Source organism: Sphingobacterium sp. Lzh-3, assembly GCF_046764375.1.
GTDB lineage: Bacteria > Bacteroidota > Bacteroidia > Sphingobacteriales > Sphingobacteriaceae > Sphingobacterium.
The window spans coordinates 158,855-181,581 of record NZ_CP177226.1 but is presented as its reverse complement, the minus strand read 5'-3'; the positions used below and the strand labels follow the sequence as shown (position 1 = coordinate 181,581).

Genomic DNA, 22,727 nt, shown 5'->3' with positions numbered 1-22,727 from the left:
TTATTTTATGCTTTTTTATAAAATCCAAACTCTTGATACCACTTCGATAATACATATACGCGCCAAATATAAGATGAGTGATCATACTTGCCACTTAAATGTTGTTCAAACATTTTCTTGAATTTCTTCACATTCAGGTTTGGAACTTGATTTAAAAAATCATCAGAAAGATTAGACACAAATTCTTCTCTAAGTTCTTTACGAATCCAACTACCAATTGGAACTGCGAATCCTCGTTTAGGTTGATTAAAAATTTCCTCAGGAATATACTCCTTCAATATGTCCTTTGTTATTTTCTTTTTTATCCCATTGGCGTATCGATACTCAACTGGAAGAGTTCTTGCGTATTCTATAATTCTATAATCTAGAAATGGACTTCTAACCTCAACAGAATAAGCCATACTAGCACGATCTACTTTAACATTACTATCATTTTCTAGCCAAAGCTTAATATTCAAGTCCGCTGATTTTTGAAACGGATCTTTTGACCAACCAATTGACTCTTTATAATAGGAAAGCCAAGACAAATCTCGCGTTACAAGTAAAGAATTGTAGCCAACAAATATGCCCGTAATAAAATCTTCAATTGTCCTAGTTCGAAAAATTTTCTTAAAAAGTTCACCTCTTTTCCCAAAAATGCCCTCAAAGAGAAAATTAGAAATAACATTTCGGTATATATATGGAATCTTCACAAGTTTTTGGAATTTCTTAGTCCAATCAAAATGATGGTAACCCAGAAAACTCTCATCACCACCATCTCCCGAGAGTGCCATAGTTACGTATTGTTTTGTAACCTTATTCAATAAAAGGGAAGGTAACGCTGAACTATCACCAAAAGGTTCGTCATATACCTCTACAAGCTTGGGTATCATTTCTAGGATATCCTCAGGCTTACAAATAGTTTCAGTATGTTCTGTATTCAAAATTTCAGCGTATTGGGCCGCAATCTTACTCTCATCATATTTCGGATCTTCGAAACCAATGGAAAAGGTTTTCACTTTTGAAGGAGCGATTTTCGACGCAATTGCAGATACCAATGCAGAATCAATGCCACCAGATAAAAAAGAACCAAAAGGTACATCTGACTGCAACCTTATTTTCACTGCATCTTTTAATAAATTATGAACCTGATCTTTCGCTTCCTCATAAGAAATATTACTTTCTTTTACTTCTGTCAAGTTCCAGTATTCCTTAATTTGAAGATTGCCAGAATTCAAATCAATATATAAATTCTTTCCAGGAGGCAATTTATAAACATTTTCATAAATAGTAAATGGGCTTGGAACATAAGTACAGTCCAAATACATGGAGACAGCCGCTTTATTAATTGATTTTCCAAAAGAGATTGGTCTCAGCTGACTACAAACTTCGAATATTCCATCTTTCGCATAATAAAAAAATGGCTTAACTCCTAGACGATCTCTTGAACCAAAGAGCGTATTTTTATCGGAATCATAAATGACAAAAGCGAACATTCCATTCAGTTTGTTTACTATTTCATCACCCCATTGTTTATATCCATGTAAAAGTACCTCTGTATCGCTCGTAGTAACAAAAGAATGTCCTAGCCTCTCGAGTTCTTCTTTTATTGATAAATAATTATAAATTTCACCATTGAAAATTATCAGTAAATTTTCGTAGGACATCGGTTGATTAGAACGAGCTTCTAGATCTATAATAGAAAGACGAAGATGGCCAAAAATGATATCATTCATTTCCTTAATCCCAGTATAATCTGGTCCCCTAAAACGAATAGATTCCAATTTAAGTTTTGCTTCCTCTATTGTTATTCTCCTATTTGTCAAATATATTCCACACATAATTATTTTATATAATCTTTAAAATCCTTGTCAATAATTTTTTCGATCCTTTCCCTATACGGTAATGAGAAATCCATATCTTTATCAGAACAATAATTTTCTAATCCAATCCGTATATAGTTATCATACGCGCCAATAATCTTTGCTGGATTCCCACCTACAATTACACCTGAGGGGACTGATTTTGTTACTACACTTCCTGCAGCAATAATAACGTTATCATCGACTTTAACACCTGGCATCAAAATTGAGTTAACACCGATGAAAACGTTATTTCCGATGTCAATTTTTCTAAACAAATATCGCCTTCCTTTTTCATCGTTCATCAACCAAGTCGAACCATCATGTGTAAGCAGTATTACTCCGCTTGTTATGGTAACCTTATCACCGACAGTAATCATCCATGGCTCTGAGCCAAATTTAGTAGTACGTATTCTACACCCAGAACCGACCTCAACGCCCTTATAACGAGCATATTCCACGCCGTTTTTGACTATTTTATGATAAAGGTCTTTAATTGTATTATATAGCGCTTTCATTTTTAAGATTATTATTTTTTTGTGTTTCTATATACAACAATGAAAACAAGAAAAAAGGCAATGCATATTTAAATATAAAAGGTTCCTTATATTCAATCAGGAAAACAATCAACACTATTAAACACATAATATCTTTCTGTCTACCTCTTCGAATTTTATTCAAACAATACCAAAATAAACCTCCATAAAAGCAGATAGATAGAATCAATCCTAATGAATAATACGTTTGTATATAGCCTGAATCGTTCCCTGACGCATTTTCTCCAGAGAGGCCAACTATCTTTCCTGTTCCAATGATAGTATCCCATCCAATTGGTGGCACCTTCATTCTATTTATAGCATTTAACGTCTCATTATCTTGTGTAGATAGTCCTTCCTTTAGCCATTTGTCAATAAAATATTCAGTGGAAAAACCTTCTATCTGTCCCAGCATTTTTATTGCAAGGGATTCAATGTCTAAAACAAATATTGCAAAAAAAACTATCGTTCCGACAAAGAGCGACTTAACGCTGAAAGTTCTAAATAGAAGAAATATAAAAAAGACAAGACCTATTATCACACCTGTTCTGCCCGCAGTAATGCTACTAAGGAAGCACAAAATCCCCATCAACAATACTATATTAGCAAACATTTGACGCTTTGGACGATAATATTTTAAAATGTAGACAGAGGAAATAACGCCTATACTCTGTATTACAGATAATGCAGCCCCAGTTGTACTGGCTAAACCAAACGACCTATAGACATTATCCTCCTTAAAGTTGCCACCAAACTCAATCATGCTACCAAGAAAGCTCTTCACCGAAGGGGTAAAAAAGGTAGATATGAGAATTATAGACTGAAAACTACAGGCAATTAAAAACAGCCATAAAAGTTCCTCTTTTCCTCTAATGTAGGGTACAAAAAAATATGCTCCAATCACAGAGTATAAGGTAAAGAATAATAATCTTGATGTTTGCGTAAAATCATTTGAATATGCTCCCTGTAAAATCGAAAACGCAGCAAAAATTAACAACGGAATAATAATCGAGAATAAATCTTTTTTTAGTGTTATCCTTTTTGTTAGCATAATAACTAGAAAAAGTCCTAAAATTCCCAACCTTGCTGTTGTTATTGGTATGGCTTTAAAAGTTGTATCATATAAGATAGAAAAGACAAATAGTCCTTTGAGTAGATTTGACAACATAGATTTTTTCTAATTATCTGCTCACTAATTAAAGTAAGCAATATAAACATTCTCCCTTGTTACGTTAAACAATCTTAAATTCCTCTAATATACTTTTCGTCCTATATTGTGGCAAAACGCAATGCGATCTTGTAAAAATAGTATTCGATCTTAGCTTTTGACCTTTTTAAAAAATTAGATTTATCATCAAAAACAATAATCAATCTTTTAATTAATTCCATTTTAAAAAGTATTTCGCGTTTATATTTGGAATTAGAATATGTAAGAAATCCCTCAAATATAGACAATAATGATTGATAAGCCTTTCTTTGATTTTTATGTAAGGAGGAATTCGTAATGCCTCCTGTGTGAATACGATAAGTGGACATATACTCAGAAATAAAAAAGACCTTTTTCGCATCAATTACAGCTAAAAACAGAGCTATATCTGCTTGCATTGTCCCCTCTCTAAATATATAACTAGGTAAATTATCCATTTTTCGAAAAAGAGCAGAACTAGTATGGAAAAATAATCTATAGATATAATCTCTCAAATCGAAAATCTGTCTTTTCGTATCCCAGCGCCAATCTTCTTTTTCCTCGATATTACCTTTTAAAACAACTGTATTATGAACACATAGGTTATACTCCGAATTTTTTTCTAAAACCTCAACCTGCTTCTGAATTTTTAAGGGGTCGATCCAAAAGTCATCCCCTTCACAAATAGCGATATATTTCCCTCGCCCCTGTTCAATCGTCCAGAGGAAATTAGCCAGCATACCTTTATTTTTCTCATGTAAAACATATTTCACATCAATATTCTTCGGAATTTCTATTTTTTGAAGAAAAGACTTTATAATCTCATCTGTATTGTCTGGGGATCTATCATTAGCGATTATCAACTCAATAGCGCCGTCATATTGTTGTAATAAGACCCCATTAATAGCTTCAATTATAAATTCCTCGTGTCCGTATGTAATCATTACAACGCTTACTAAAGGCTTTACCATAATTTTGATGTAATATTTTCCTCCAGTTTAAATTCAAAAAAAATGCTCAATTCCGTTTTCAAATAAATATTCAAATGTATCTTGGCGTTATACATACAAGTGTTTTGATATAAATCGAGATCACTAGATATGGTACGCATTGCACCTTGCATTTTAATTATTTTGTGTTCTTAAAATAAGTCTAGCAATTAAATCAATTTCTTCAAGTGTAAGATCGAAATACAAAGGAAGACATACCACCGATTTAGAAACTCTATCCGTGACTTCCAGATGTTTAGATTCCAAATAAGGTAGTGTACTTGCTAAAGATGGATAAAAGTATCGTCTTACAAAAATCTCATTTAATTCTAACACTGATTTAATTTTCAATAAAAGTTCCTCACTTTCCAAAACGAGAGGATAATAAGCATAATTAAGATTAGCTTCTTTATGCCATCTCGGTTTATACGCTTTTAAACCTTTAAGCTTTTCATCATAACGTTCTGTCAGTTCTTTTCTTTTCTCATGTATTGCTTCGATATGTCTCAAGTTAGCTAAGCCCATAGCGGCATGAAATTCAGAATTTTTACCGTTTAATCCTAGGCATGCAAAAGCCTCAGGACCATCAAAACCAAAATTACGAATATAGGCCAGCTCTTTTAAAAGATTAGAATCCTTTGTAATTACAAGGCCTCCTTCAATCGTGTGATATAATTTGGTAGCATGGAGTGAACAGGTAGTAATATCCCCATACTCAAAAATAGACTTTCCATTCACATTAACACCAAAAGCATGTGCACCATCATATATCACTCTGAGATTATATTTATCAGCAATCTTTTGTATTGCAACTACATCGCAAGGATTTCCATATACATGTGTAGCAAGGATTGCTGACGTTTTCTCCGTGATAGCAGCCTCAATTTTTGATGCATCAATATTCAATGTATCTTTATCGATATCAACAAAAACTGGAGTACAATTTTCCCACACAATTGAACTTGTTGTAGCTACAAAAGAAAATGGAGTAGTGATGATTTCATCTTTTAGTCCTAGTGCTTTGATTGCCATTTGTAAAGCAACTGTTCCATTTGTCACATATAGCAGATGGGAGACATTCAAAGAATTTTTAAGTTTCATTTCCAACTCACTAGCAAGCGGTCCCATATTAGTTAACCATTGCCTCTTCCAAACACCTTCTAATAGTTTATAATACTCCTCACATGGAGGAAGAAACGGTTTTGTTATTGGTATCATATCTTTCTTTTTTTAACAATTTGTATAAAATATAAAAATGGTGATATCTTTAAAATATAGCTAGTGCCTATGTAGAAAACTATTCCCGATATTGAGCCTATAAAGATTTGGATCATGAGACCAAACTGCCCCGCTAATTTTAAAGCTTCCATGACAACTAGAAACATGACACATGATAGAACAAGTGTTGGTATTATATCTAACACCTGTCGTTTTGTTTTATAGTTTATCAAGCCGCCACTAAAATGTGAATTAATAAAAAAAGCCAAAACCGAAGAAACTACACTACTCCACATTAAACCCATAATTCCAAACTTAAAAAGAAGAGCAATACTTACCACAACAACTATCTTCTTTATTATCTCTAAACTTAAGAATAAATCACTGCGGCCAAGAACTTTAATAATATTTAAGTTAAGTATGTGAATAGGGAAGAGCATATAACCTAATGCTAAGACTTGAAAAATAGGCACTGCTGCTAACCATTCCTCGCCCAGCACCAATAAAAAAAGAGGTTTTGCAATAGCGGCGATTCCCATCATACATGGAGCTATACAAAAAAACAACAAAGTATTTAGTCGTCTATAAATTTCCAACAATCTTTCTTTATCATCTTGAATTTTGGATAGAAGGGGATATGTTACTCTAGTAACAATTCCAGTTAATAGCGTAGAAGGATATTCATTAAAATAGCGTGCTCTTTCATAATAGCCTAATGTCTGAACTGGATAAAATCGTCCAATAAGAATATTATAGATATATGTAAACCCTGTATTTAGTAGTCCAGACAATAATAATTTATAACCAAAATTGTAATGATATTTCGCTCTAGATTTAGAAAAAATCAGTTTGGGTTTCCAACTAGAGAATAACCACAGACATAACGATTTAACCACTTGAGTCACTAGAAACATATAAACAATTGACCAAACCCCATATCCGTAATTACCCATTACACAACCAATAATAACACCTATTATTGCTCCGGGTAATCCCAGCAGCGTACTTCTTCTAAAGTTCATTTCCGCATCAAGCTTCGCCAATTGGATCGTTGAAAATGCCGAAAAAATAAAGCTGAGACAATAAACCCTTAATATATCAACCAAAATATCTTGGTTATAAAAGGAAGCAATTAATGGTGCTATAAGATACATTATGGCATAAATTGCAATACTTATCCCTAAATTAAGGTAAAAAACAGTAGAAAAGTCCTCATCATTGGGATTTTTTGTCCTGATCAAGGAGGAACTTAAACCACTATCAACCAATGTTGTTCCTATAGCAATAAAGACCGCAACCATCCCCACAAGACCGTATTCCTTCGGTCCCAAAAGACGAGCTAAATAAATTGAAGCTACAAAAGTGACTCCTCGCAGAAAAAAAGTTTCTACAAAAACCCAAAAGGTTCCTAAGAAAGTCTGTTTTTTTAATGTCACGATGTCCTCCCTATCAATTTCTTAATATAACTGAAGTAATCCCCCTTTTTATCTTGAATTTGTTGGAGAACAAAATCACTACTTATCCAATTTTTCCGCCATGCTATTTCCTCCAAACAAGAAACTTTAAGCCCTTGCCGTTTTTCTATAGCATGTACAAATTGCGTAGCCTCACTTAAAGCTTCATGTGTTCCTGTATCAAGCCATGCAAATCCTCTTCCCAAAAGTTCTATCGTCAATTTCTCTCTATTCAAATATTCTTGATTAACGGATGTAATTTCCAGCTCCCCTCGCTCAGAAGCCCGCACATTCTTAGCAATCTCGACCACACTATTTGGATAAAAGTATAACCCAACAACTGCATAATTTGATTTAGGTGTCAAAGGTTTCTCTTCAACCGAAATTACATTCCTATTTTCATCAAATTCAGCAACACCATATCGCTCTGGATCATTTACATAATATCCGAAAACAGCTGCCTTACCTTTTTCTTCAACAATTCGAACGGCTCTCTCTAATAACGTTGGAAAACCTTGCCCGTAAAATAAATTATCCCCCAACACTAAACAAACATCATCATTACCAATAAATTCCTCTCCAATAATAAATGCTTGTGCCAATCCATCTGGGCTAGGCTGCTCAGCGTAGCTTAAATTTATTCCAAATTGTTTCCCATCTCCCAGTAATTTTTGGAATAATGGTAAATCTTGAGGTGTCGAAATAATCAAAATATCACGAATATTAGCCAACATCAATGTAGATAATGGATAATATATCATTGGTTTATCATGAACCGGAAGCAATTGTTTCGAAATTGCTATCGTCAATGGATGTAACCGCGTGCCAGATCCTCCAGCTAAAATTATGCCCTTCATAGTCCTTCTCTATCTATTTTAGATATTGCTTTTCATAGTAATCTTGATACACCCCCGAAGTTACTGTATCTAACCAATCTTGGTTATTCAGATACCAATCAATGGTTTTAGATAACCCCTCTTCAAATGTAACAGATGGGCTATATCCTAGTTCACCATTAATTTTTGTAGCATCAATTGCATAACGTAGATCATGTCCGGGACGATCCTTTACAAAGGAAATTAATTCTGCTGAAATTCCTTCTGACCGATTTAGTTTTTTATCCATTTGTCGGCACAATTCCTTCACCAAGTCAATATTCGTCCATTCGTTAAATCCCCCAACGTTATATGAATCTCCATTTTTACCTTTATGGAAAACCAAATCTATCGCTCGAGCGTGATCTATCACAAATAACCAATCCCTAGTAAATTTTCCATCACCATAGATCGGCAATGGTTTATTATTTAAGATATTGTGAATACATAATGGGATCAACTTTTCCGGGAAATGGTTTGGACCATAATTATTTGAACAGTTCGTTAAAACGACGGGTAAACCATAAGTATCATGATATGCACGAACAAAGTGATCTGAAGAAGCCTTTGAAGCAGAATATGGTGAATGTGGATCATACGAAGTTTCTTCAGTAAATAGACCGGATACCCCTAATGTTCCGTATACTTCATCAGTAGATACGTGATGAAAACGCTTACCTTCAAAGTTATCTTTCCAAATAATTCGCACCGCATTTAATAAATTGACCGTTCCAATGACATTCGTCATCACAAATGCTAATGGATCCGTAATCGACCGATCTACATGGGATTCCGCTGCTAAATGAATAACTCCATCAGGTTGATACTGTTGGAAAATTTCTAAAATATGCTGCGCATCCGTGATATCTGCTTTTATAAAAGTATAATTGGTCAAATGCTCAATATCTTTTAAATTAGCTAAATTACCCGCATACGTCAACGAATCAAGATTAATGATATGATATTCGGGATATTTTAATACAAACTCCCGAACAACGTGAGACCCTATAAATCCAGCTCCGCCAGTAATAATTATTGATTTTTCCATCATTTTTTTACTAATTACAAACGAGAATCAGCCTGATCAAAAATAACTCCTTTTACATCATAAATAATTGCATTATCTTTTTTCAAATTTTCAAAATTAATATTTAAAAATTCAGCATGGGCAACTCCTAATACTATTGCATCAAATTTAGACGTTGGTAAGGCCCTGACACTTTCAATACCATATTCATGGTTTACCTCAGCAGGATTTGCCCAGTGGTCATAAGTAGTCACTTGAATTCCATAATCTTCCAAAGCCCGAATCACATCCACAATTTTAGTATTACGAACATCCGGACAGTTTTCCTTGAACGTCACACCAAGCATCAACACTTCGGCACCGTTTACATTGATACCCTTTTTGATCATTGTTTTCACAACCTGAGAAGCAACATACTCTCCCATCGAATCATTTAAACGACGACCTGCTAAGATAATTTCTGGATGGTAGCCGTGTTCTTGCGCCTTTTGTGCCAAATAATAAGGATCAACTCCAATACAGTGCCCCCCTACTAACCCTGGTTTGAAGGGTAAAAAATTCCATTTAGTACCTGCTGCCTCTAATACGGCATGAGTGTCAATATTTAAAATATTAAAGATCTTCGCCAACTCATTGACAAAGGCAATATTGATATCACGCTGTGAATTTTCAATTACCTTTGCTGCTTCAGCTACTTTAATACATGGTGCCAAATGTGTGCCAGCTGTAATCACTTCTTTATATACGGAGTCAACTTCCCGCCCGATTTCTGGTGTTGAACCTGAAGTAACTTTTAGAATTTTCTCGACAGTATGTTGCTTATCACCTGGATTTATACGTTCTGGTGAATAACCAGCAAAGAAATCTTCATTAAATTTCAATCCAGAAATTTTTTCTAAGACAGGAATACATTCTTCTTCTGTAACTCCGGGGTACACCGTAGACTCGTAAACAACGATATCACCTTTCTTTAACACCTTACCAACAGTTTCTGATGCTTTGTATAGCGGAGTCAAATCAGGACGGTTATTTTTATCGACAGGTGTAGGCACCGTTACAACATAAAAGTTTGCCTGTTCAATATCAGTAAGTTTATTTGAACAATATAATCCATTGACATTGTCCAAAAAGGGATTGCTATTTACCAATGCAGCTTGAAGAATATCATCTTCGACCTCTAAGGTTAAATCCTTTCCTGCACGCAATTCATCAATACGTTTTTGATTAATATCAAATCCGACAACTGGAAACTTAGTACCAAATAATCTTGCCAAAGGCAGACCTACATATCCTAATCCAATTACAGCTATTTTTTTCATTTCTTTTTTGTCTTTATAATTGATTAACTTCTATTTCAAATTATCCCAGTACCATTTTACAGCTTCTTTCAGCCCTTCACGAATGACATGTGTCGGCTCATAGCCCAACAATTGACGGGCTTTATCAATTGAAGCAAGTGAATGCGGAATATCTCCTTGTCTATTGGGCCCATGCACGATCTCGACTTTTGCAATCTCAGCATCGTATTCAGTCAAAAACTCTTTTAGGTAACCAACCAGTTGATTTAATGTCGTACGATCGCCAACAGCTGTGTTATACACTGTGTTAATGGCATCTGAATTAACTGTAGTCATGGCAAGCTCGTTCATCTGAATCACATTATCTACATAAGTAAAATCACGTGAGTAATCACCTGTACCGTTTATTACCGGGCTTTCATGACTCATAAATTTCTTGACAAACAATGGGATAACAGCTGCATAAGCGCCATTTGGGTCTTGACGACGGCCAAATACGTTAAAATAACGAAGGCCAATAGTCTCTAAACCGTAAGTTTTTGAAAAGATATCAGCATAGAGTTCATTGACGTATTTTGTAATAGCATAAGGTGACAATGGCTTGCCAATGATATCTTCGACTTTTGGAAGACTTTCGGAGTCGCCGTAGGTAGAAGATGATGCCGCATAAATAAAACGTTTTACGCCCGCATCACGAGCGGCGACCAGCATATTTAAAAACCCTGTCACATTTACTTCGTTCGAAGTTTGCGGGTCCTTGATCGAACGCGGAACTGACCCCAATGCTGCCTGATGAAGCACATAATCAACACCTTTTACGGCTGTTTCACAATCCGCATTATTACGGATATCACCTTCAATCAAATGGAAGTTTGAATTGTTTTCATGCTGTGCGATATTATGGCGATGTCCAGTGGCAAAATTGTCTAGTACGACCACTTGATGTCCTTTGCCTAAAAAATGTTCAACCAGATTAGAACCAATAAATCCTGCTCCTCCGGTAATTAATATTTTGCTCATCTTATTTTGAAATAATTATATCTTAGAATTGTTTGTATACAAATTGATGTAACGCTGTTCTTCCTTAGATTTGACAAAAGAAATATGCACTTTCTTTTCTAATTTTTTCCCAACCTTGTCCGCTAACAGCAATAAATATGCCTGATTTATATTTTCACCTAAAATTAACACATCTATCTTACCGGAATCTACACCTGCAGCATAGTCTCCAATCAAGCTAACTTCTTGGATATCTCCAGCTTTTTGTAGAATATTATCTACGATTTCATCAATTCCCAAATAGGTATGAATTAATTTTTGTATTGGCTTAAATAAAGAATTTTTAGTATTAGCCCGGTATAGGATTTTGTTTTTGTCTGTACTCTTTTCTAAATAACCCGCTTCTGACAATTGATTTAGTTCTTTACGTATGGCATTCGTAGACTCCTGAAACTCGTCCGCTAGCCCTCGTAAATGGGACTGATTACCAGCTGACACAAAGAATTTGATCAGCAATTTTAGACGGGTTTTAGATGTAATTAAAGATTCCAGCATGGTTTAGTCTAAACTGAGTAACAAAAGTACTCAATACAAATAACTCATGCAAATTAAGAATATATTAAGCTTCGAAGTTAAGTGTATTAACGCCTTTTATACAAAATATCCAAACAAAAAATATCTTTATTACTGAAACGGCTTGAAAATTTAGTTAGCTGACTTATTAAAAATATCACGAAATTCCTTAGATTTTTCAACGGCCAGCGCTTTAGCACCAAAAACATTTAAATGTCTATCATCATAATACATAAGCTCATTATTTTTATTGTAAGGTGCATTATTTAATATCCTACTATTGCTTAAATCAAAAACATAAATATTTTTATGTTTTTGGGCTAATGAATCTATTAATCTTGCATTTTTGCTTCTATCTTTAATAGTAAATTTCTCATCACTACTTTTAATAGAAGATCTATTTATACGAAGGGGATTTTTATCTAATATCGGAAAGGTTTTTACAAGAATAATTCGTTGGTTAGCATTTAGACTATCGGCCAATTTACCTATAGACTCAGGTAATTTTCTCGTCTTGTCAAGCCCATTTGAAACAATAATTATAACTTTGCTCTCATGAATAATGTCAGATGTCAATTGAACCAAGTTTCGTGAGTTGTTATAATATTTTAAATCAAGTGGAGCAATTCCATCCGGACTATATCTTAAAGCTGGATAGCTATCACAAGTCAAAGTTCGGACTTTTACCCCCAATTCAGCACACACCTCGCCAAAGAATGGCTTCAATACATTAGCATGACTATCTCCAATTAAAAAGACAGTTGGCTGGATAGCACCTAAAGCACCAATTGTGTCTACGCTTGTCGAATTATGAGAATTAATTGCGAAGGTTGCTTGAGTATATTCTTTAGGAATTTTCCATTTTTCAGAATAGTATGCCGTCGAAAAAATTACCAGCAACAAACACACACAAATAGGTGAAAAAGTGTATAAAAATTTTTTATCGCTAACTTTTCTAAACATATTTTCAACATAAGAGTAAGATATCCAAGAAATTATCATAGTCAAAGCAGTAATAATTAATATTTCAAATATAGAAAATTCGTATCCTTCATGAACCCCATACTTATACCTCAGAAATGCCATTAAAGGCCAGTGCCATAAATACAAAGAATAGGATAATTCACCAATAAAAACCAAAGGTTTAGACGACAAAAAGCTTGTTACAAAATTGTCGCTAGATAGCAGAATAATTCCAATCCCAATGCAGGGTATAAACGCTAACATTCCAGGAAAAACAGAATTTTCATTAATAAAGAATATACTATACACTAAAAGAGCCACTCCCAATAAAGAAATCCACACGTTAATTTTTTCACCAATATTTTTAGGAACTAAAGCAAACAAAACGCCGATGAGAAACTCAGGCATACGAGATAATAACGAAAAATATAATTTAGAAGAGAATCCATAATTATGGAAAACGTATTCAACGTATAATGTGATTGCCAAAATAATAGCGCATATTACAAATGGTAGAGCCTTTCGTCTTATAAAGATTAATAATAGTGGTAGAAAAAAATAGAATTGCATTTCAATACCAAGCGACCAAGTATGAAGAATTGGATTTTCATGCAATTTTGCTCCAAAATAAGAATCGCCTAGGCCAAAATAAATATTCGAAACAAACAAAAAAGCGGATAAAAGTGCTATTTTGAGGAAGCCTAGGTCTAAAGGAAGATAAAAATACAAAGCTGCTATTGTAACAAATAACAATAAAAAATAATAAGCAGGTACGATCCTTTTAAAACGACTTTGATAAAAATTAATAATATTAAATTTTCCTTTTTCTTTTTTACTTAAAATTATAGACGATACCAAGAACCCCGATATAACAAAAAACATATCAACCCCAATAAAACCACCTGGAAGCCAGTTTGAATTAATGTGAAAAATATAAACAAACAGGAACGCTATAGCTCTTAAACCCTGTATATCTTTTCTGTATTGCATAATGTTAATGTTAGTAAAAGTTTGACTTTTTCGTCTAACACAGAGTGTGTAGATCAAATTGTAATTAAATGTTTTAAAACGTCAAACAAAGATAATATAAAATAATAATTCCTGATTTATTCCTTTATCATTAAAACACTCTAGTTTCATAGAATTCACCAACGAGCAAATGATTTATAATAAAGTATCATAATAATCATTTTTTAGTATAACTAAATACCCTCTAGATACAAATATTCGAATTAACAATCACAAAAAAGAATACATCAGACTCAATATAAGCCTGATACTATTTCTATCCACGTGGAACAATCCAGACAATTAACTGGAAAACAGAAATATCTAGATGTTAATAAGGTCTAAAAATCGAAAACACAAGAAAAAGACAATTAGAAAGTTATGGTCTTATAGTTTGATATAAATCCGTGATTGGTAATGTTGCAGTAAATGGCTCAGATCGACTTTGTTCAAAATTCATTACGCCAGAAATACTTATTCGTCCCCCTTTTAAATCTTCAATCCTTGCTCCGCGTTTGATCACTTTGAATCGAACTGAAACATCTGAATTCGGTGTGTCTTTCTGCTCAAAAGGAATTACTAGGATCTGTTCCAAATTGACATCTAAAGCACCATGTAATGGCTTCACTTTACGGATAACGATATTTTTCAATTTATCATCATTTCTTTCGGCCTTAAATACAAATACACCACTCTTCACATTTCGGTCACCACTATATTGACCCGGCCGCTCCTGAAACATATAATTGACGGTCATGCCCACTCTTTTATTAAACCGCTGTTCCAGCTGTTTTTTACGGAGCAAAAGATAAATGATAATCAGTACTAAGATAGATATCGTGATAGCAGGTGTCATAAGAATATGTTAAATAATTTTAAATGGCTTTTCAACAGTCGGTATATGAATCCGATTACATTCAAATATAGTTCAACAGCTTCCTTTATCATCAAAATTTGCCAGGGACAAACAAGGGACATTTCACAAAATATTAATAATCAAGCAAATACATCATATTATTTTATTGTTAACAAATAGTTCTTTTGGAAAACAAATTAACAAAAAGATGAATTTAGGTTAAGGAAAGATGAATTGGGAGCGAAATTAGCACGCTCCCTAAATAACTTTAGTCAATCAATTTGGATTGATGACGCTCAAGGGTATTATATATTTTTTTGACATCTTGCGATTTCTCTTTCTGCAGGACCAAAATGGCATCTTTAGTGTGTACGAGAATACTATCGCGTAAACCTACAAAAGCAGTATAGACATCTGTACCAATAACCATATTCCCGTTTTCATCCACAGGATGTCCAGTTTGTTTTAAATAGTCATACATTGATTCAAAGGAACCCAAATCAGACCATTGAAAACTAGTGGCTACAACACGAATCTTCTTGGAGCGTTCCATTACGGCGTAATCAATCGAAATGGAAGGAATCTCTTTAGACAATTGTAGATCTAACTCGCCATCCTTACGGTGCTTCCAGGCATTGAAAGCCGTTGCATACACTTTAGGCTCAAAAGTCTGTAACTCTGTAAGAAATGTATCCGCCCGAAAACAGAACATCCCCGAATTCCATAGAAAATTACCGCGTTCAATAAAATCCTCCGCTGTATCCTGGTTGGGCTTTTCACGGAATGACAAAACCTTATCATCCTTATATTCGATATAACCATATCCAGTCTCCGGACGTGTTGGTTGTATACCAAAGGTAACAATATACCCCTTGTTGGCCTTTTCAATGCCTGCTTTAATTGCTTGAGCATAAGCCTCCTCCCCAACAATCACATGATCTGATGGAGTCACAATTAATATATCATCAGGCTGAGCGGCAAAAGCTGCGAAAGCGATAGCAGCGGCTGTATTACGGGGCGTCGCTTCTACAATGTCAATATAGTCGATCTTATTGTTTTCCATGACTTCACGGCTCAAACTATGATTGTCACAGTTGCCCACAACAATCACTTGTCCGCAGAGGGATTGATTACGCTTAACGGTCATTTCAAACAATGAACCATCTTTAAATAAATCAAGATATTGTTTAGGATAGCTTTTACGTGAAAGAGGCCATAAGCGACTGCCTACACCACCCGTCAAAATAACATGTATAATATTGCTCATAATAATCAATGTTTCTCCGCCTCTTTATCGGCGACAACCTTTCGTAACCCTGCACTCGAAAACCGATGTGTACGTTTGTTATAATAGATCTCTATATTTTCTTCCACACAATATGAACGCCCCGAAAAATCGGTATCCCGATATTCTTCGCCAATAATGCGTATGTCTATCGGCAAAGCTTTGATCATATCAATTAGATCCTGCTCGGTCTCGTAAGGAATAATTTCATCCACATAGCGACAACCTTCCAATTGAATATAACGTTCAACGATGGTCTGCGTAGGCTTTGCCTTCTCAGGAAACACTTCCGAAGGATCGGTATTAAGCCCCACAATCAGATAATCGCAATGCCGCTTCGCTTCCTCCAACATCATAATATGCCCTGCATGCAATAAGTCAAAAACGCCAAAAGTAATTCCTATTTTCATCGTATAATTTATCCTTTAATGGCTGATAAGAGCTTACAAGCTCGATTTCATCTAATTATTTGTTTTTATGACCGAAGTGAGCTCGCACTATCTTCTAGATTCGCTTCCGCGACAATCTTACGTAATCCAGAACTGGAAAAGCGATGGTCTCGACTATTAAAATACAATTCAATCCCTTTTTCTTCACAGTAAATACGCCCGGTAAAGCTCTTTTCACGGTACTCATCTCCAACTATGCGTACATCAATTTTAAACGATCGAAGAATATCCTCCAAATCTTGCTCGGTTGCATATGGAACAATCTGATCCACATATTTACAGCCTTTTAGCTGAATGTAACGCTCAACCACTGTTTGAGTAGGTTTATTTTTCTCTGGTCGGTCCAGCGTTGGATCCGTCTGCAATCCACAGATTAAATAATCACATTGCCTTTTAGCATCCTCAAGCATCTTAATATGCCCGGCATGCAGTAGATCAAATGCACTAAACGTAATACCAACGCGCATGCCTTTTGCTGGTAAATTTATCATAATCACATTGAATTTAAAAGAATAGAGAAATTTGATTCATCTATCAAAGATAAAATATATTAGTATAACAACGAATAGTGGAATTTCGTTCGTTACATTTTAAATTTAGACCAAAGAGGGAATATCGGCATGCCTTAAATATAATTGCGCACAAGCACGAGCATCAGATAATGCTTCATGGTGGTTTAATTCAATACCAAGAACTTCACAGCAGGCATTTAATCGTGCTGGCTTAAAGCCTTTTCCCTGATATATCTTGAATGTGCATTCCCATTTTTCCATCAGTCCCAAATGATCGTAGGACAAATTATAATACCCCATTGTTTTGCGAAGAACACCTCGGTCAAACAATTCATTGTGGGCCACCATGATCCGATTGTTGATGAAAGGATAGATGCGCGGAAATATTTCTTTGAATGTGGGCGCCTGCGCAGTATCCTTAGCCCTGATGCCGTGAACACGCGTTGTTTGCCACATATATTGGTTTTGGGGCGGTTGAATCAGTGAATAAAACTCTTCAACAATAACTCCTTGTTCAACTACCACCAGCCCAATGGCACAGGCTGAATTTTGGTTGGCTGTCGCCGTCTCGAAATCTATTGCTGTAAAACTTAATCCTGATTGCATAATCACTTCTCCTAAAGTTGCGGTAAAATTACTACTTTTTTCATTTTACCCAAACTCACTGTCTAAATCATATGCATATTAGTGTTGGCATAAATAATTCTAAAATAGTTGCTTTGCAATGAATATTACAAAGACCGTGCCCCACTCCGCAACAAATCCTCCCTATTCTCCTTTCTTGGCATATTTATGATTTTCACGTCCTGAGTCAATTTAACTTCCGGAACAAGATATGCTTTTTTGTTTCTACGCGCCTTCAGCTTTCTTAAACGGCGATGTCGTATAGCGTAGCGCTCCTCACCTTTAATATAGTAGTTATTGAAAATATATTGTTTCCAGATAAGATAAAATGTACTCAATCCAGCAAGAGCAACAACAACAAAGGACCACTGCACGGATGCTCCAAATTGCACGATATAAATTACAGAAGCCCCGAGAGCCAGCTGGACCAGGCCATATCCGGCGGAAACCATCAAGCTGTTATAACCAACCTCATTGCTTAGCATATGCAGTAAAAACGTACGATGCGGTTCAAAAATATGGTAACCTTGATAAACGCGCCTTGCTACAGACCAGCCTATTTCAATGCCATACACTGCGAGGAAAAGAATATAAGTAAAGTCTCCCGTTTTTAGTATAAGTTTTCCCAAGGCAAACAACAACATAAAGGATAATACGGCCGGTCCCACATCACCTGCAAAGCAAGCTGCTTTCTTGCGAAAATTAAAAAACCCAAAAACTACGACTCCCAATAAGGTATAAATTAAGAAATCCTGTTCAATGTAGTTAACCTTGGTATTCACATAAAGTAAAAGCCCGCCCATTATCAAGCTGCAAAAAGCTGTCATACCATTGATACCATCCATAAAATTATAGGCATTGATAACACCAATAGCGAATACAAATGTTAGGACAAGGTAGTACCAAGGGTAACTAAACACACCAAACTGATAAACCATGAGTAGCACTGAGGCCAAATGTACAGTCAATCTTGCAGTTGGATGTACGCCACGAATATCATCCAAGAATGAAATATAAGTTAAAAGAGTCAACCCCAAAAAGAACCAGGGGTATTCAAAATCATTAGTCACAAAATATATAACCGAAGCGACATAAAAAATAATCCCCGCGCCACGGATTGTAACTTTGGTATGAGAAGAACGCTCATTCGGTTTATCTATGATATTAAACTTATCTGCAATCTTCAAATAGAGTAGCTCTAGAACAAAAAGTATTATCAGCGTAAAAATATAAATCATAAAATATAATTAGTGAGTCAAATAAAGCTGTGCAAATATAATAATATTAAGTTTTATTTAACAAACGTGATTTGTATTTTAATCGCTACAGTTGAAAAAAGTTTTTTTTTAATACTTTTCTATTTTTTTCTAGAGTTTTATACCAAAACCCATTTATTCTCTTTAAAATCAAACTGTTTGATTACCTTAGCAGGGACACCTACTGCGATAGAAAAATCAGGAATGTCTTTTGTAACTACTGACATAGAGCCTACGATACTACCACGACCAATAGTAACACCAGCTAGAACGCATACATTCTCTCCAATCCAAACGTTATCTTTAATATAAATTGGCTTTGTGGATAACAGTCTATCATTGGGTTTGGTCAAAGGGCTATCCTGATGATCTCCAGAATAGGAGCCATGATTTAAATCGGATATAAACACACGACTTGCGATCAACACATCATTTCCAATAACAACTTGTTCTCCTGCTGCTATATGCACATAATCATTCAACTGTACATTATTTCCAAAAATTAGATATTTCTGCTCTCTTTTTTCCACCGGATGAACTTCCAGCCTACAGCCAAAACCTGTCGTTAACTTATTCCCGAGGTCGATCAATCTTCGATTTCGAATATCAAAAGGTAAACGGAGAAGTCTGGATCTACGATAAAAAAGTCTTGTATGTAATATACTGACGATTAAACGTATCCCACCCAAAAATCCATAACGTTTATACATTTCCATATAAAATCATTTTTAATTATTATTTTAACTCCCTTGACGGAAAGAAACACCTAACGCCCCAATACAATTAACACCCTTCTCCCATACTTTAAAAAAGAAAACACATTAAAGAAAAGGAATTCAGCGATATTAATTACTCCGATCCTAAACGCCATTCGAATATTTTTAAGTTCTCCCTTTTCCATTTCCCATAGATTGCTAGATAAACCAGATTCCCCAAAATCATGCTTACCTCCACCTGTAATTACCAAGCTTTCATTTAATAGATAGCAATTGCAGGCATTTGCAACTCGGATAAAGTAATTCCCTTCCTCAGCAAACCGTTGGCTCTCGTCAAAATATCCCACTCTATCAATAATTTCCCGCCTAAAAATTACAGTAGGCGTAACAAAAACAAACTTAAAAAGCAATTCCTTAGCTGATATATGATTGATCTTGTCAAGCCTGCGGAAAGCCAATTGCGAAAAATATTCTCCATTTCTTGTTGTTCCCAAAAAATCAATAGATGAATCTTTTAACACCTCTAATTGCCTTTCTAATTTATTTGGTAGCCAAGTGTCATCAGAATCCAATAGACAAATCCAATCCCCCGTACACCGTCTCATCCCCTCATTACGGGCTCTTGACACGCCTGCATTCTCTTGATCCACTAATAAGATATTATCTCGACTATTATCCCGAATATATGCCTCTACCAAAGCTTTTGAATTATCTTTCGATCCATCATTAACTACAATTATTTCAAGGTCTCCTCTCCAAGTCTGTGTATAAATAGAATCAAGACTCTGTAATATTGATTTTTCAGCATTATACATTGGTATGACAACAGATATTTTCATTCTCTAAATTTTAATTGCATTTTCCGACTATTAGCTCTCTATAAACAGTATTAAGGTTCTATTTTAGAATTTGTTTCCTCTTTTAACTTTCTCGAGTCAATTTTAAACGCTTCAAGTAACCAAACGAAAAACTTTAATGTAACTATTGTAAGTAAACTTGTATAAAACTGAGTAAATACCATGACCCAATCGAAGAAATAAATCACATTATAAAATACGCCTAATAAGACAATAACAAAGAGTGGATATTTCTTAAAGCAAATGACTAATTTATAAAAGCCTAAAATATACAATACGGTTAAAAGGCCCGAAAGATAATGATATTTCATATATAAATATATTGGTAGAGTCAAATTTACCGACATGTAGTTTTCGAACACAAATTCCTGGTCATACCCTAGGAAGAAAAACCGATAATAATTGTTAGGCATTACATCAAATTCAAATATCTGCCCCGGCAGTATCGCATCCATCCCTAGCTTCAGTTGATTCCATACACTATATTTATCGTAGAATATTTCAAGGTCTAAATTATTATCATAATAATGAACAGGCAACATGGAGGTCTCCAATGTTGACATACGCCCGAAAATCTGATCTAATAAAAAATCCATACTTAAATCATACTCTGCGTCCCGCATACGGGTAGCAAGGACGAAAATGAAAGGAGTTACTAGCATACCATATTTCAAAAAAACAAATAGTTTTTTCTTATAATCTTTAAATGCCACAAAAGAAAACCCAATAAAAAACACAAAAAACATGCTGATTATACCACTTCTACTCCCCGATAAAGTGACAGAAAGTACATAGAATAGTACCGCCAAAATAATATTGGACCGTTTCTTTTGAACAAAAAGCATGACCAAAAGCAAGGTAAAAGGATTCAGAAAAATTGATATATAGTTGGCCAATGTACCGTTCAGCTCTCCATTAATGGCAGCAGCAAATCCCCCCGTCATATAAACGACGACCAGTTTGAACAAAACGGAAAAATAAAACAGAATTGTAATGGGATGGCCATCAATGTTTGGGGAGATAATATCATCACGGTTCGGTAGAAAAAGCAATATAATGACCGATACCAATAAAGGAACCACGATTAAAAAGAAGCTCTTAATCAACGCTGGCAGATCAGCAAAATCCGAATAAATTGGTCTAAATCCATTGAATACGTAGTAGGAGCCAGGTATAAACACATGGAGCACCAAAAAGTATAGAACAATAGCAATTATCGAATTTTTCATGATAGACTATCCAAATATGGTTTTAATCCAATTCTCCAGCGAATAACCAGTCGGTTTAACATCAAATGGTTTATCTATAAAATCTACTATTTCTTTTGAAAAATCATTTGAAGTTACGAAAATTTGGCTTTCGTTAAATATGGCTTCTTCTTTTATATAAGTGTTGTTAATTAGCAATTTTTTTCCACTTTCGATAGTTTCTATCGTTCGTTGTGACATTCCTGTCTGTAAATTGCTTCCCATATCAAAAATCATTTTGGATTGCCAGAATAGATCCATATAGTCGGATCTTTTGAGTGGAGAAAACTTCAGCACATCTCTATCTAGCCTGTTGCCAAGGAGCCATTCTTTGATATACGTGGAAAAGGAGATAACTAAAATTGCTTTCAACTTCAAATTATATTGGGAAGCAAAAGCCTTCAATTTACTTACAATTTCATAGCGTTCAGGCAGATAAGAAACTAAAAAAAGAATATCGTAGTTATACACACTAACCTTTCCATCATGAACATCTTCCAAATAAAAATTTGGGAGATACTTTAATGCAGGATACTTTTTTACATCTAGAGGATCAAATGAGAAAAAACGGTCAAAACTACCGATAAGATGAGAAAACGAGTTATTATTCTCAGAATCCCACTGATGCATAATAAGCTTAGCTGAAGGATATCGTTTTTTAAATAAATTTATAAACTCGCTAGGCATCTTATATCCTCTTATTACGAACAAATAATCGAATTCGATTCCATTCCTCCGATTCAAGATACGTTTATAATGCTTTGCTTGAAATCGATTCAGACTACTGGGAAAGAAATTATTAACAATAGTAAATTTAAAAGTATAGTCGCGCTCAGGTTCAAAATAAACTTTAGCGCCAAGACGTTCTAGCTCTGCTTTTATAATTTCATGATAGTTATAAAAAATGGGGCCTATAAAAAGAATATTTTTATTTTTTAAGTCTATTTGCATAGTATCT

General features: G+C 34.7%; 22 protein-coding genes. All 22 read right to left on the bottom strand.

Annotation, left to right across the window (positions count from 1 at the left end; genetic code table 11):
* Positions 1 to 5 precede the first annotated feature (5 nt).
* Positions 6 to 1,820, bottom strand: a complete 1,815-nt coding sequence (gene asnB / locus ACLCDV_RS00790) for an asparagine synthase (glutamine-hydrolyzing) (RefSeq protein WP_411972654.1) — start codon at positions 1,818 to 1,820, stop codon at positions 6 to 8.
* Positions 1,821 to 1,822: 2 nt separating this feature from the next.
* Positions 1,823 to 2,359, bottom strand: coding sequence for an acyltransferase (locus tag ACLCDV_RS00785; protein WP_411972653.1), 537 nt, complete (start codon positions 2,357 to 2,359; stop codon positions 1,823 to 1,825).
* The gene (locus ACLCDV_RS00780) at positions 2,343 to 3,545 is read right to left on the bottom strand and encodes a hypothetical protein (RefSeq protein ID WP_411972652.1); all 1,203 of its coding nucleotides are present in this window, start codon (positions 3,543 to 3,545) and stop codon (positions 2,343 to 2,345) included. Before ACLCDV_RS00780 ends, ACLCDV_RS00785 begins: the two co-directional genes overlap by 17 nt.
* 101 nt (positions 3,546 to 3,646) lie before the next feature.
* Positions 3,647 to 4,534, bottom strand: coding sequence for a glycosyltransferase family 2 protein (locus ACLCDV_RS00775; protein ID WP_411972651.1), 888 nt, complete (start codon positions 4,532 to 4,534; stop codon positions 3,647 to 3,649).
* A gap of 153 nt (positions 4,535 to 4,687) precedes the next feature.
* A complete protein-coding gene (locus tag ACLCDV_RS00770) occupies positions 4,688 to 5,770 on the bottom strand; it encodes a DegT/DnrJ/EryC1/StrS family aminotransferase (RefSeq protein WP_411972650.1) in 1,083 nt (360 codons plus the stop codon).
* On the bottom strand, positions 5,767 to 7,206 hold the full coding sequence (locus ACLCDV_RS00765) for a lipopolysaccharide biosynthesis protein (RefSeq protein ID WP_411972649.1): 1,440 nt from the start codon (positions 7,204 to 7,206) through the stop codon (positions 5,767 to 5,769). The genes ACLCDV_RS00770 and ACLCDV_RS00765 overlap by 4 nt, the downstream gene beginning before the upstream one ends.
* Positions 7,203 to 8,081, bottom strand: coding sequence for a glucose-1-phosphate thymidylyltransferase RfbA (gene rfbA / locus ACLCDV_RS00760; RefSeq protein ID WP_411972648.1), 879 nt, complete (start codon positions 8,079 to 8,081; stop codon positions 7,203 to 7,205). Before rfbA ends, ACLCDV_RS00765 begins: the two co-directional genes overlap by 4 nt.
* Before the next feature lie 13 nt (positions 8,082 to 8,094).
* The gene (gene rfbB / locus ACLCDV_RS00755) at positions 8,095 to 9,147 is read right to left on the bottom strand and encodes a dTDP-glucose 4,6-dehydratase (protein ID WP_411973957.1); all 1,053 of its coding nucleotides are present in this window, start codon (positions 9,145 to 9,147) and stop codon (positions 8,095 to 8,097) included.
* A 14-nt stretch (positions 9,148 to 9,161) separates the two neighbouring features.
* Positions 9,162 to 10,445 (bottom strand): nucleotide sugar dehydrogenase, encoded by a 1,284-nt coding sequence (locus ACLCDV_RS00750; RefSeq protein ID WP_411972647.1) that lies wholly within the window; start codon positions 10,443 to 10,445, stop codon positions 9,162 to 9,164.
* A gap of 30 nt (positions 10,446 to 10,475) precedes the next feature.
* Positions 10,476 to 11,444: an SDR family oxidoreductase gene (locus tag ACLCDV_RS00745; protein ID WP_411972646.1), complete on the bottom strand. Its 969-nt coding sequence runs from the start codon at positions 11,442 to 11,444 to the stop codon at positions 10,476 to 10,478.
* Between the two features lie 15 nt (positions 11,445 to 11,459).
* Positions 11,460 to 11,978 carry an ArsR family transcriptional regulator gene (locus tag ACLCDV_RS00740; RefSeq protein WP_411972645.1) on the bottom strand — a complete coding sequence of 173 codons (519 nt, stop codon included), beginning with the start codon at positions 11,976 to 11,978 and terminating at the stop codon, positions 11,460 to 11,462.
* A gap of 150 nt (positions 11,979 to 12,128) precedes the next feature.
* Entirely contained in the window at positions 12,129 to 13,949 is a 1,821-nt protein-coding gene (locus tag ACLCDV_RS00735) for an acyltransferase family protein (RefSeq protein ID WP_411972644.1), read from the bottom strand.
* A gap of 397 nt (positions 13,950 to 14,346) precedes the next feature.
* The gene (locus ACLCDV_RS00730; RefSeq protein WP_411972643.1) at positions 14,347 to 14,823 is read right to left on the bottom strand and encodes a hypothetical protein; all 477 of its coding nucleotides are present in this window, start codon (positions 14,821 to 14,823) and stop codon (positions 14,347 to 14,349) included.
* A gap of 268 nt (positions 14,824 to 15,091) precedes the next feature.
* Positions 15,092 to 16,090, bottom strand: coding sequence for a mannose-1-phosphate guanylyltransferase (locus ACLCDV_RS00725; protein ID WP_411972642.1), 999 nt, complete (start codon positions 16,088 to 16,090; stop codon positions 15,092 to 15,094).
* 5 nt (positions 16,091 to 16,095) lie between these two features.
* Entirely contained in the window at positions 16,096 to 16,518 is a 423-nt protein-coding gene (locus ACLCDV_RS00720) for an adenylyltransferase/cytidyltransferase family protein (RefSeq protein WP_411972641.1), read from the bottom strand.
* Between the two features lie 65 nt (positions 16,519 to 16,583).
* Positions 16,584 to 17,048, bottom strand: coding sequence for an adenylyltransferase/cytidyltransferase family protein (locus ACLCDV_RS00715; RefSeq protein WP_411972640.1), 465 nt, complete (start codon positions 17,046 to 17,048; stop codon positions 16,584 to 16,586).
* A 105-nt stretch (positions 17,049 to 17,153) separates the two neighbouring features.
* Positions 17,154 to 17,675, bottom strand: a complete 522-nt coding sequence (locus ACLCDV_RS00710) for a 3'-5' exonuclease (RefSeq protein ID WP_411972639.1) — start codon at positions 17,673 to 17,675, stop codon at positions 17,154 to 17,156.
* 125 nt (positions 17,676 to 17,800) lie between these two features.
* Positions 17,801 to 18,931: a UDP-GlcNAc--UDP-phosphate GlcNAc-1-phosphate transferase gene (locus ACLCDV_RS00705; RefSeq protein WP_411972638.1), complete on the bottom strand. Its 1,131-nt coding sequence runs from the start codon at positions 18,929 to 18,931 to the stop codon at positions 17,801 to 17,803.
* Between the two features lie 137 nt (positions 18,932 to 19,068).
* Positions 19,069 to 19,665, bottom strand: a complete 597-nt coding sequence (locus tag ACLCDV_RS00700) for an acetyltransferase (protein WP_411972637.1) — start codon at positions 19,663 to 19,665, stop codon at positions 19,069 to 19,071.
* 50 nt (positions 19,666 to 19,715) lie between these two features.
* Positions 19,716 to 20,504, bottom strand: a complete 789-nt coding sequence (locus ACLCDV_RS00695; RefSeq protein ID WP_411972636.1) for a glycosyltransferase family 2 protein — start codon at positions 20,502 to 20,504, stop codon at positions 19,716 to 19,718.
* 50 nt (positions 20,505 to 20,554) lie between these two features.
* Positions 20,555 to 21,751 (bottom strand): O-antigen polymerase, encoded by a 1,197-nt coding sequence (locus ACLCDV_RS00690; protein ID WP_411972635.1) that lies wholly within the window; start codon positions 21,749 to 21,751, stop codon positions 20,555 to 20,557.
* A gap of 6 nt (positions 21,752 to 21,757) precedes the next feature.
* Positions 21,758 to 22,720, bottom strand: coding sequence for a hypothetical protein (locus tag ACLCDV_RS00685; RefSeq protein ID WP_411972634.1), 963 nt, complete (start codon positions 22,718 to 22,720; stop codon positions 21,758 to 21,760).
* Positions 22,721 to 22,727: the final 7 nt, after the last annotated feature.

What these genes read in the sequence shown, in the direction of transcription:
- ACLCDV_RS00775 (WP_411972651.1), bottom strand. Translation starts at nt 4,534, where the DNA reads ATGGTAAAGCCTTTAGTAAGCGTTGTAATGATTACATACGGACACGAG.
- ACLCDV_RS00730 (WP_411972643.1), bottom strand. Translation starts at nt 14,823, where the DNA reads ATGACACCTGCTATCACGATATCTATCTTAGTACTGATTATCATTTAT.
- ACLCDV_RS00705 (WP_411972638.1), bottom strand. Translation starts at nt 18,931, where the DNA reads ATGATTTATATTTTTACGCTGATAATACTTTTTGTTCTAGAGCTACTC.
- ACLCDV_RS00770 (WP_411972650.1), bottom strand. Translation starts at nt 5,770, where the DNA reads ATGATACCAATAACAAAACCGTTTCTTCCTCCATGTGAGGAGTATTAT.
- ACLCDV_RS00725 (WP_411972642.1), bottom strand. Translation starts at nt 16,090, where the DNA reads ATGAGCAATATTATACATGTTATTTTGACGGGTGGTGTAGGCAGTCGC.
- ACLCDV_RS00750 (WP_411972647.1), bottom strand. Translation starts at nt 10,445, where the DNA reads ATGAAAAAAATAGCTGTAATTGGATTAGGATATGTAGGTCTGCCTTTG.
- ACLCDV_RS00690 (WP_411972635.1), bottom strand. Translation starts at nt 21,751, where the DNA reads ATGAAAAATTCGATAATTGCTATTGTTCTATACTTTTTGGTGCTCCAT.
- ACLCDV_RS00740 (WP_411972645.1), bottom strand. Translation starts at nt 11,978, where the DNA reads ATGCTGGAATCTTTAATTACATCTAAAACCCGTCTAAAATTGCTGATC.
- ACLCDV_RS00780 (WP_411972652.1), bottom strand. Translation starts at nt 3,545, where the DNA reads ATGTTGTCAAATCTACTCAAAGGACTATTTGTCTTTTCTATCTTATAT.
- asnB (WP_411972654.1), bottom strand. Translation starts at nt 1,820, where the DNA reads ATGTGTGGAATATATTTGACAAATAGGAGAATAACAATAGAGGAAGCA.
- rfbA (WP_411972648.1), bottom strand. Translation starts at nt 8,081, where the DNA reads ATGAAGGGCATAATTTTAGCTGGAGGATCTGGCACGCGGTTACATCCA.
- ACLCDV_RS00710 (WP_411972639.1), bottom strand. Translation starts at nt 17,675, where the DNA reads ATGCAATCAGGATTAAGTTTTACAGCAATAGATTTCGAGACGGCGACA.
- ACLCDV_RS00785 (WP_411972653.1), bottom strand. Translation starts at nt 2,359, where the DNA reads ATGAAAGCGCTATATAATACAATTAAAGACCTTTATCATAAAATAGTC.
- ACLCDV_RS00685 (WP_411972634.1), bottom strand. Translation starts at nt 22,720, where the DNA reads ATGCAAATAGACTTAAAAAATAAAAATATTCTTTTTATAGGCCCCATT.
- ACLCDV_RS00720 (WP_411972641.1), bottom strand. Translation starts at nt 16,518, where the DNA reads ATGAAAATAGGAATTACTTTTGGCGTTTTTGACTTATTGCATGCAGGG.
- rfbB (WP_411973957.1), bottom strand. Translation starts at nt 9,147, where the DNA reads ATGGAAAAATCAATAATTATTACTGGCGGAGCTGGATTTATAGGGTCT.
- ACLCDV_RS00715 (WP_411972640.1), bottom strand. Translation starts at nt 17,048, where the DNA reads ATGATAAATTTACCAGCAAAAGGCATGCGCGTTGGTATTACGTTTAGT.
- ACLCDV_RS00735 (WP_411972644.1), bottom strand. Translation starts at nt 13,949, where the DNA reads ATGCAATACAGAAAAGATATACAGGGTTTAAGAGCTATAGCGTTCCTG.
- ACLCDV_RS00695 (WP_411972636.1), bottom strand. Translation starts at nt 20,504, where the DNA reads ATGAAAATATCTGTTGTCATACCAATGTATAATGCTGAAAAATCAATA.
- ACLCDV_RS00745 (WP_411972646.1), bottom strand. Translation starts at nt 11,444, where the DNA reads ATGAGCAAAATATTAATTACCGGAGGAGCAGGATTTATTGGTTCTAAT.
- ACLCDV_RS00700 (WP_411972637.1), bottom strand. Translation starts at nt 19,665, where the DNA reads ATGGAAATGTATAAACGTTATGGATTTTTGGGTGGGATACGTTTAATC.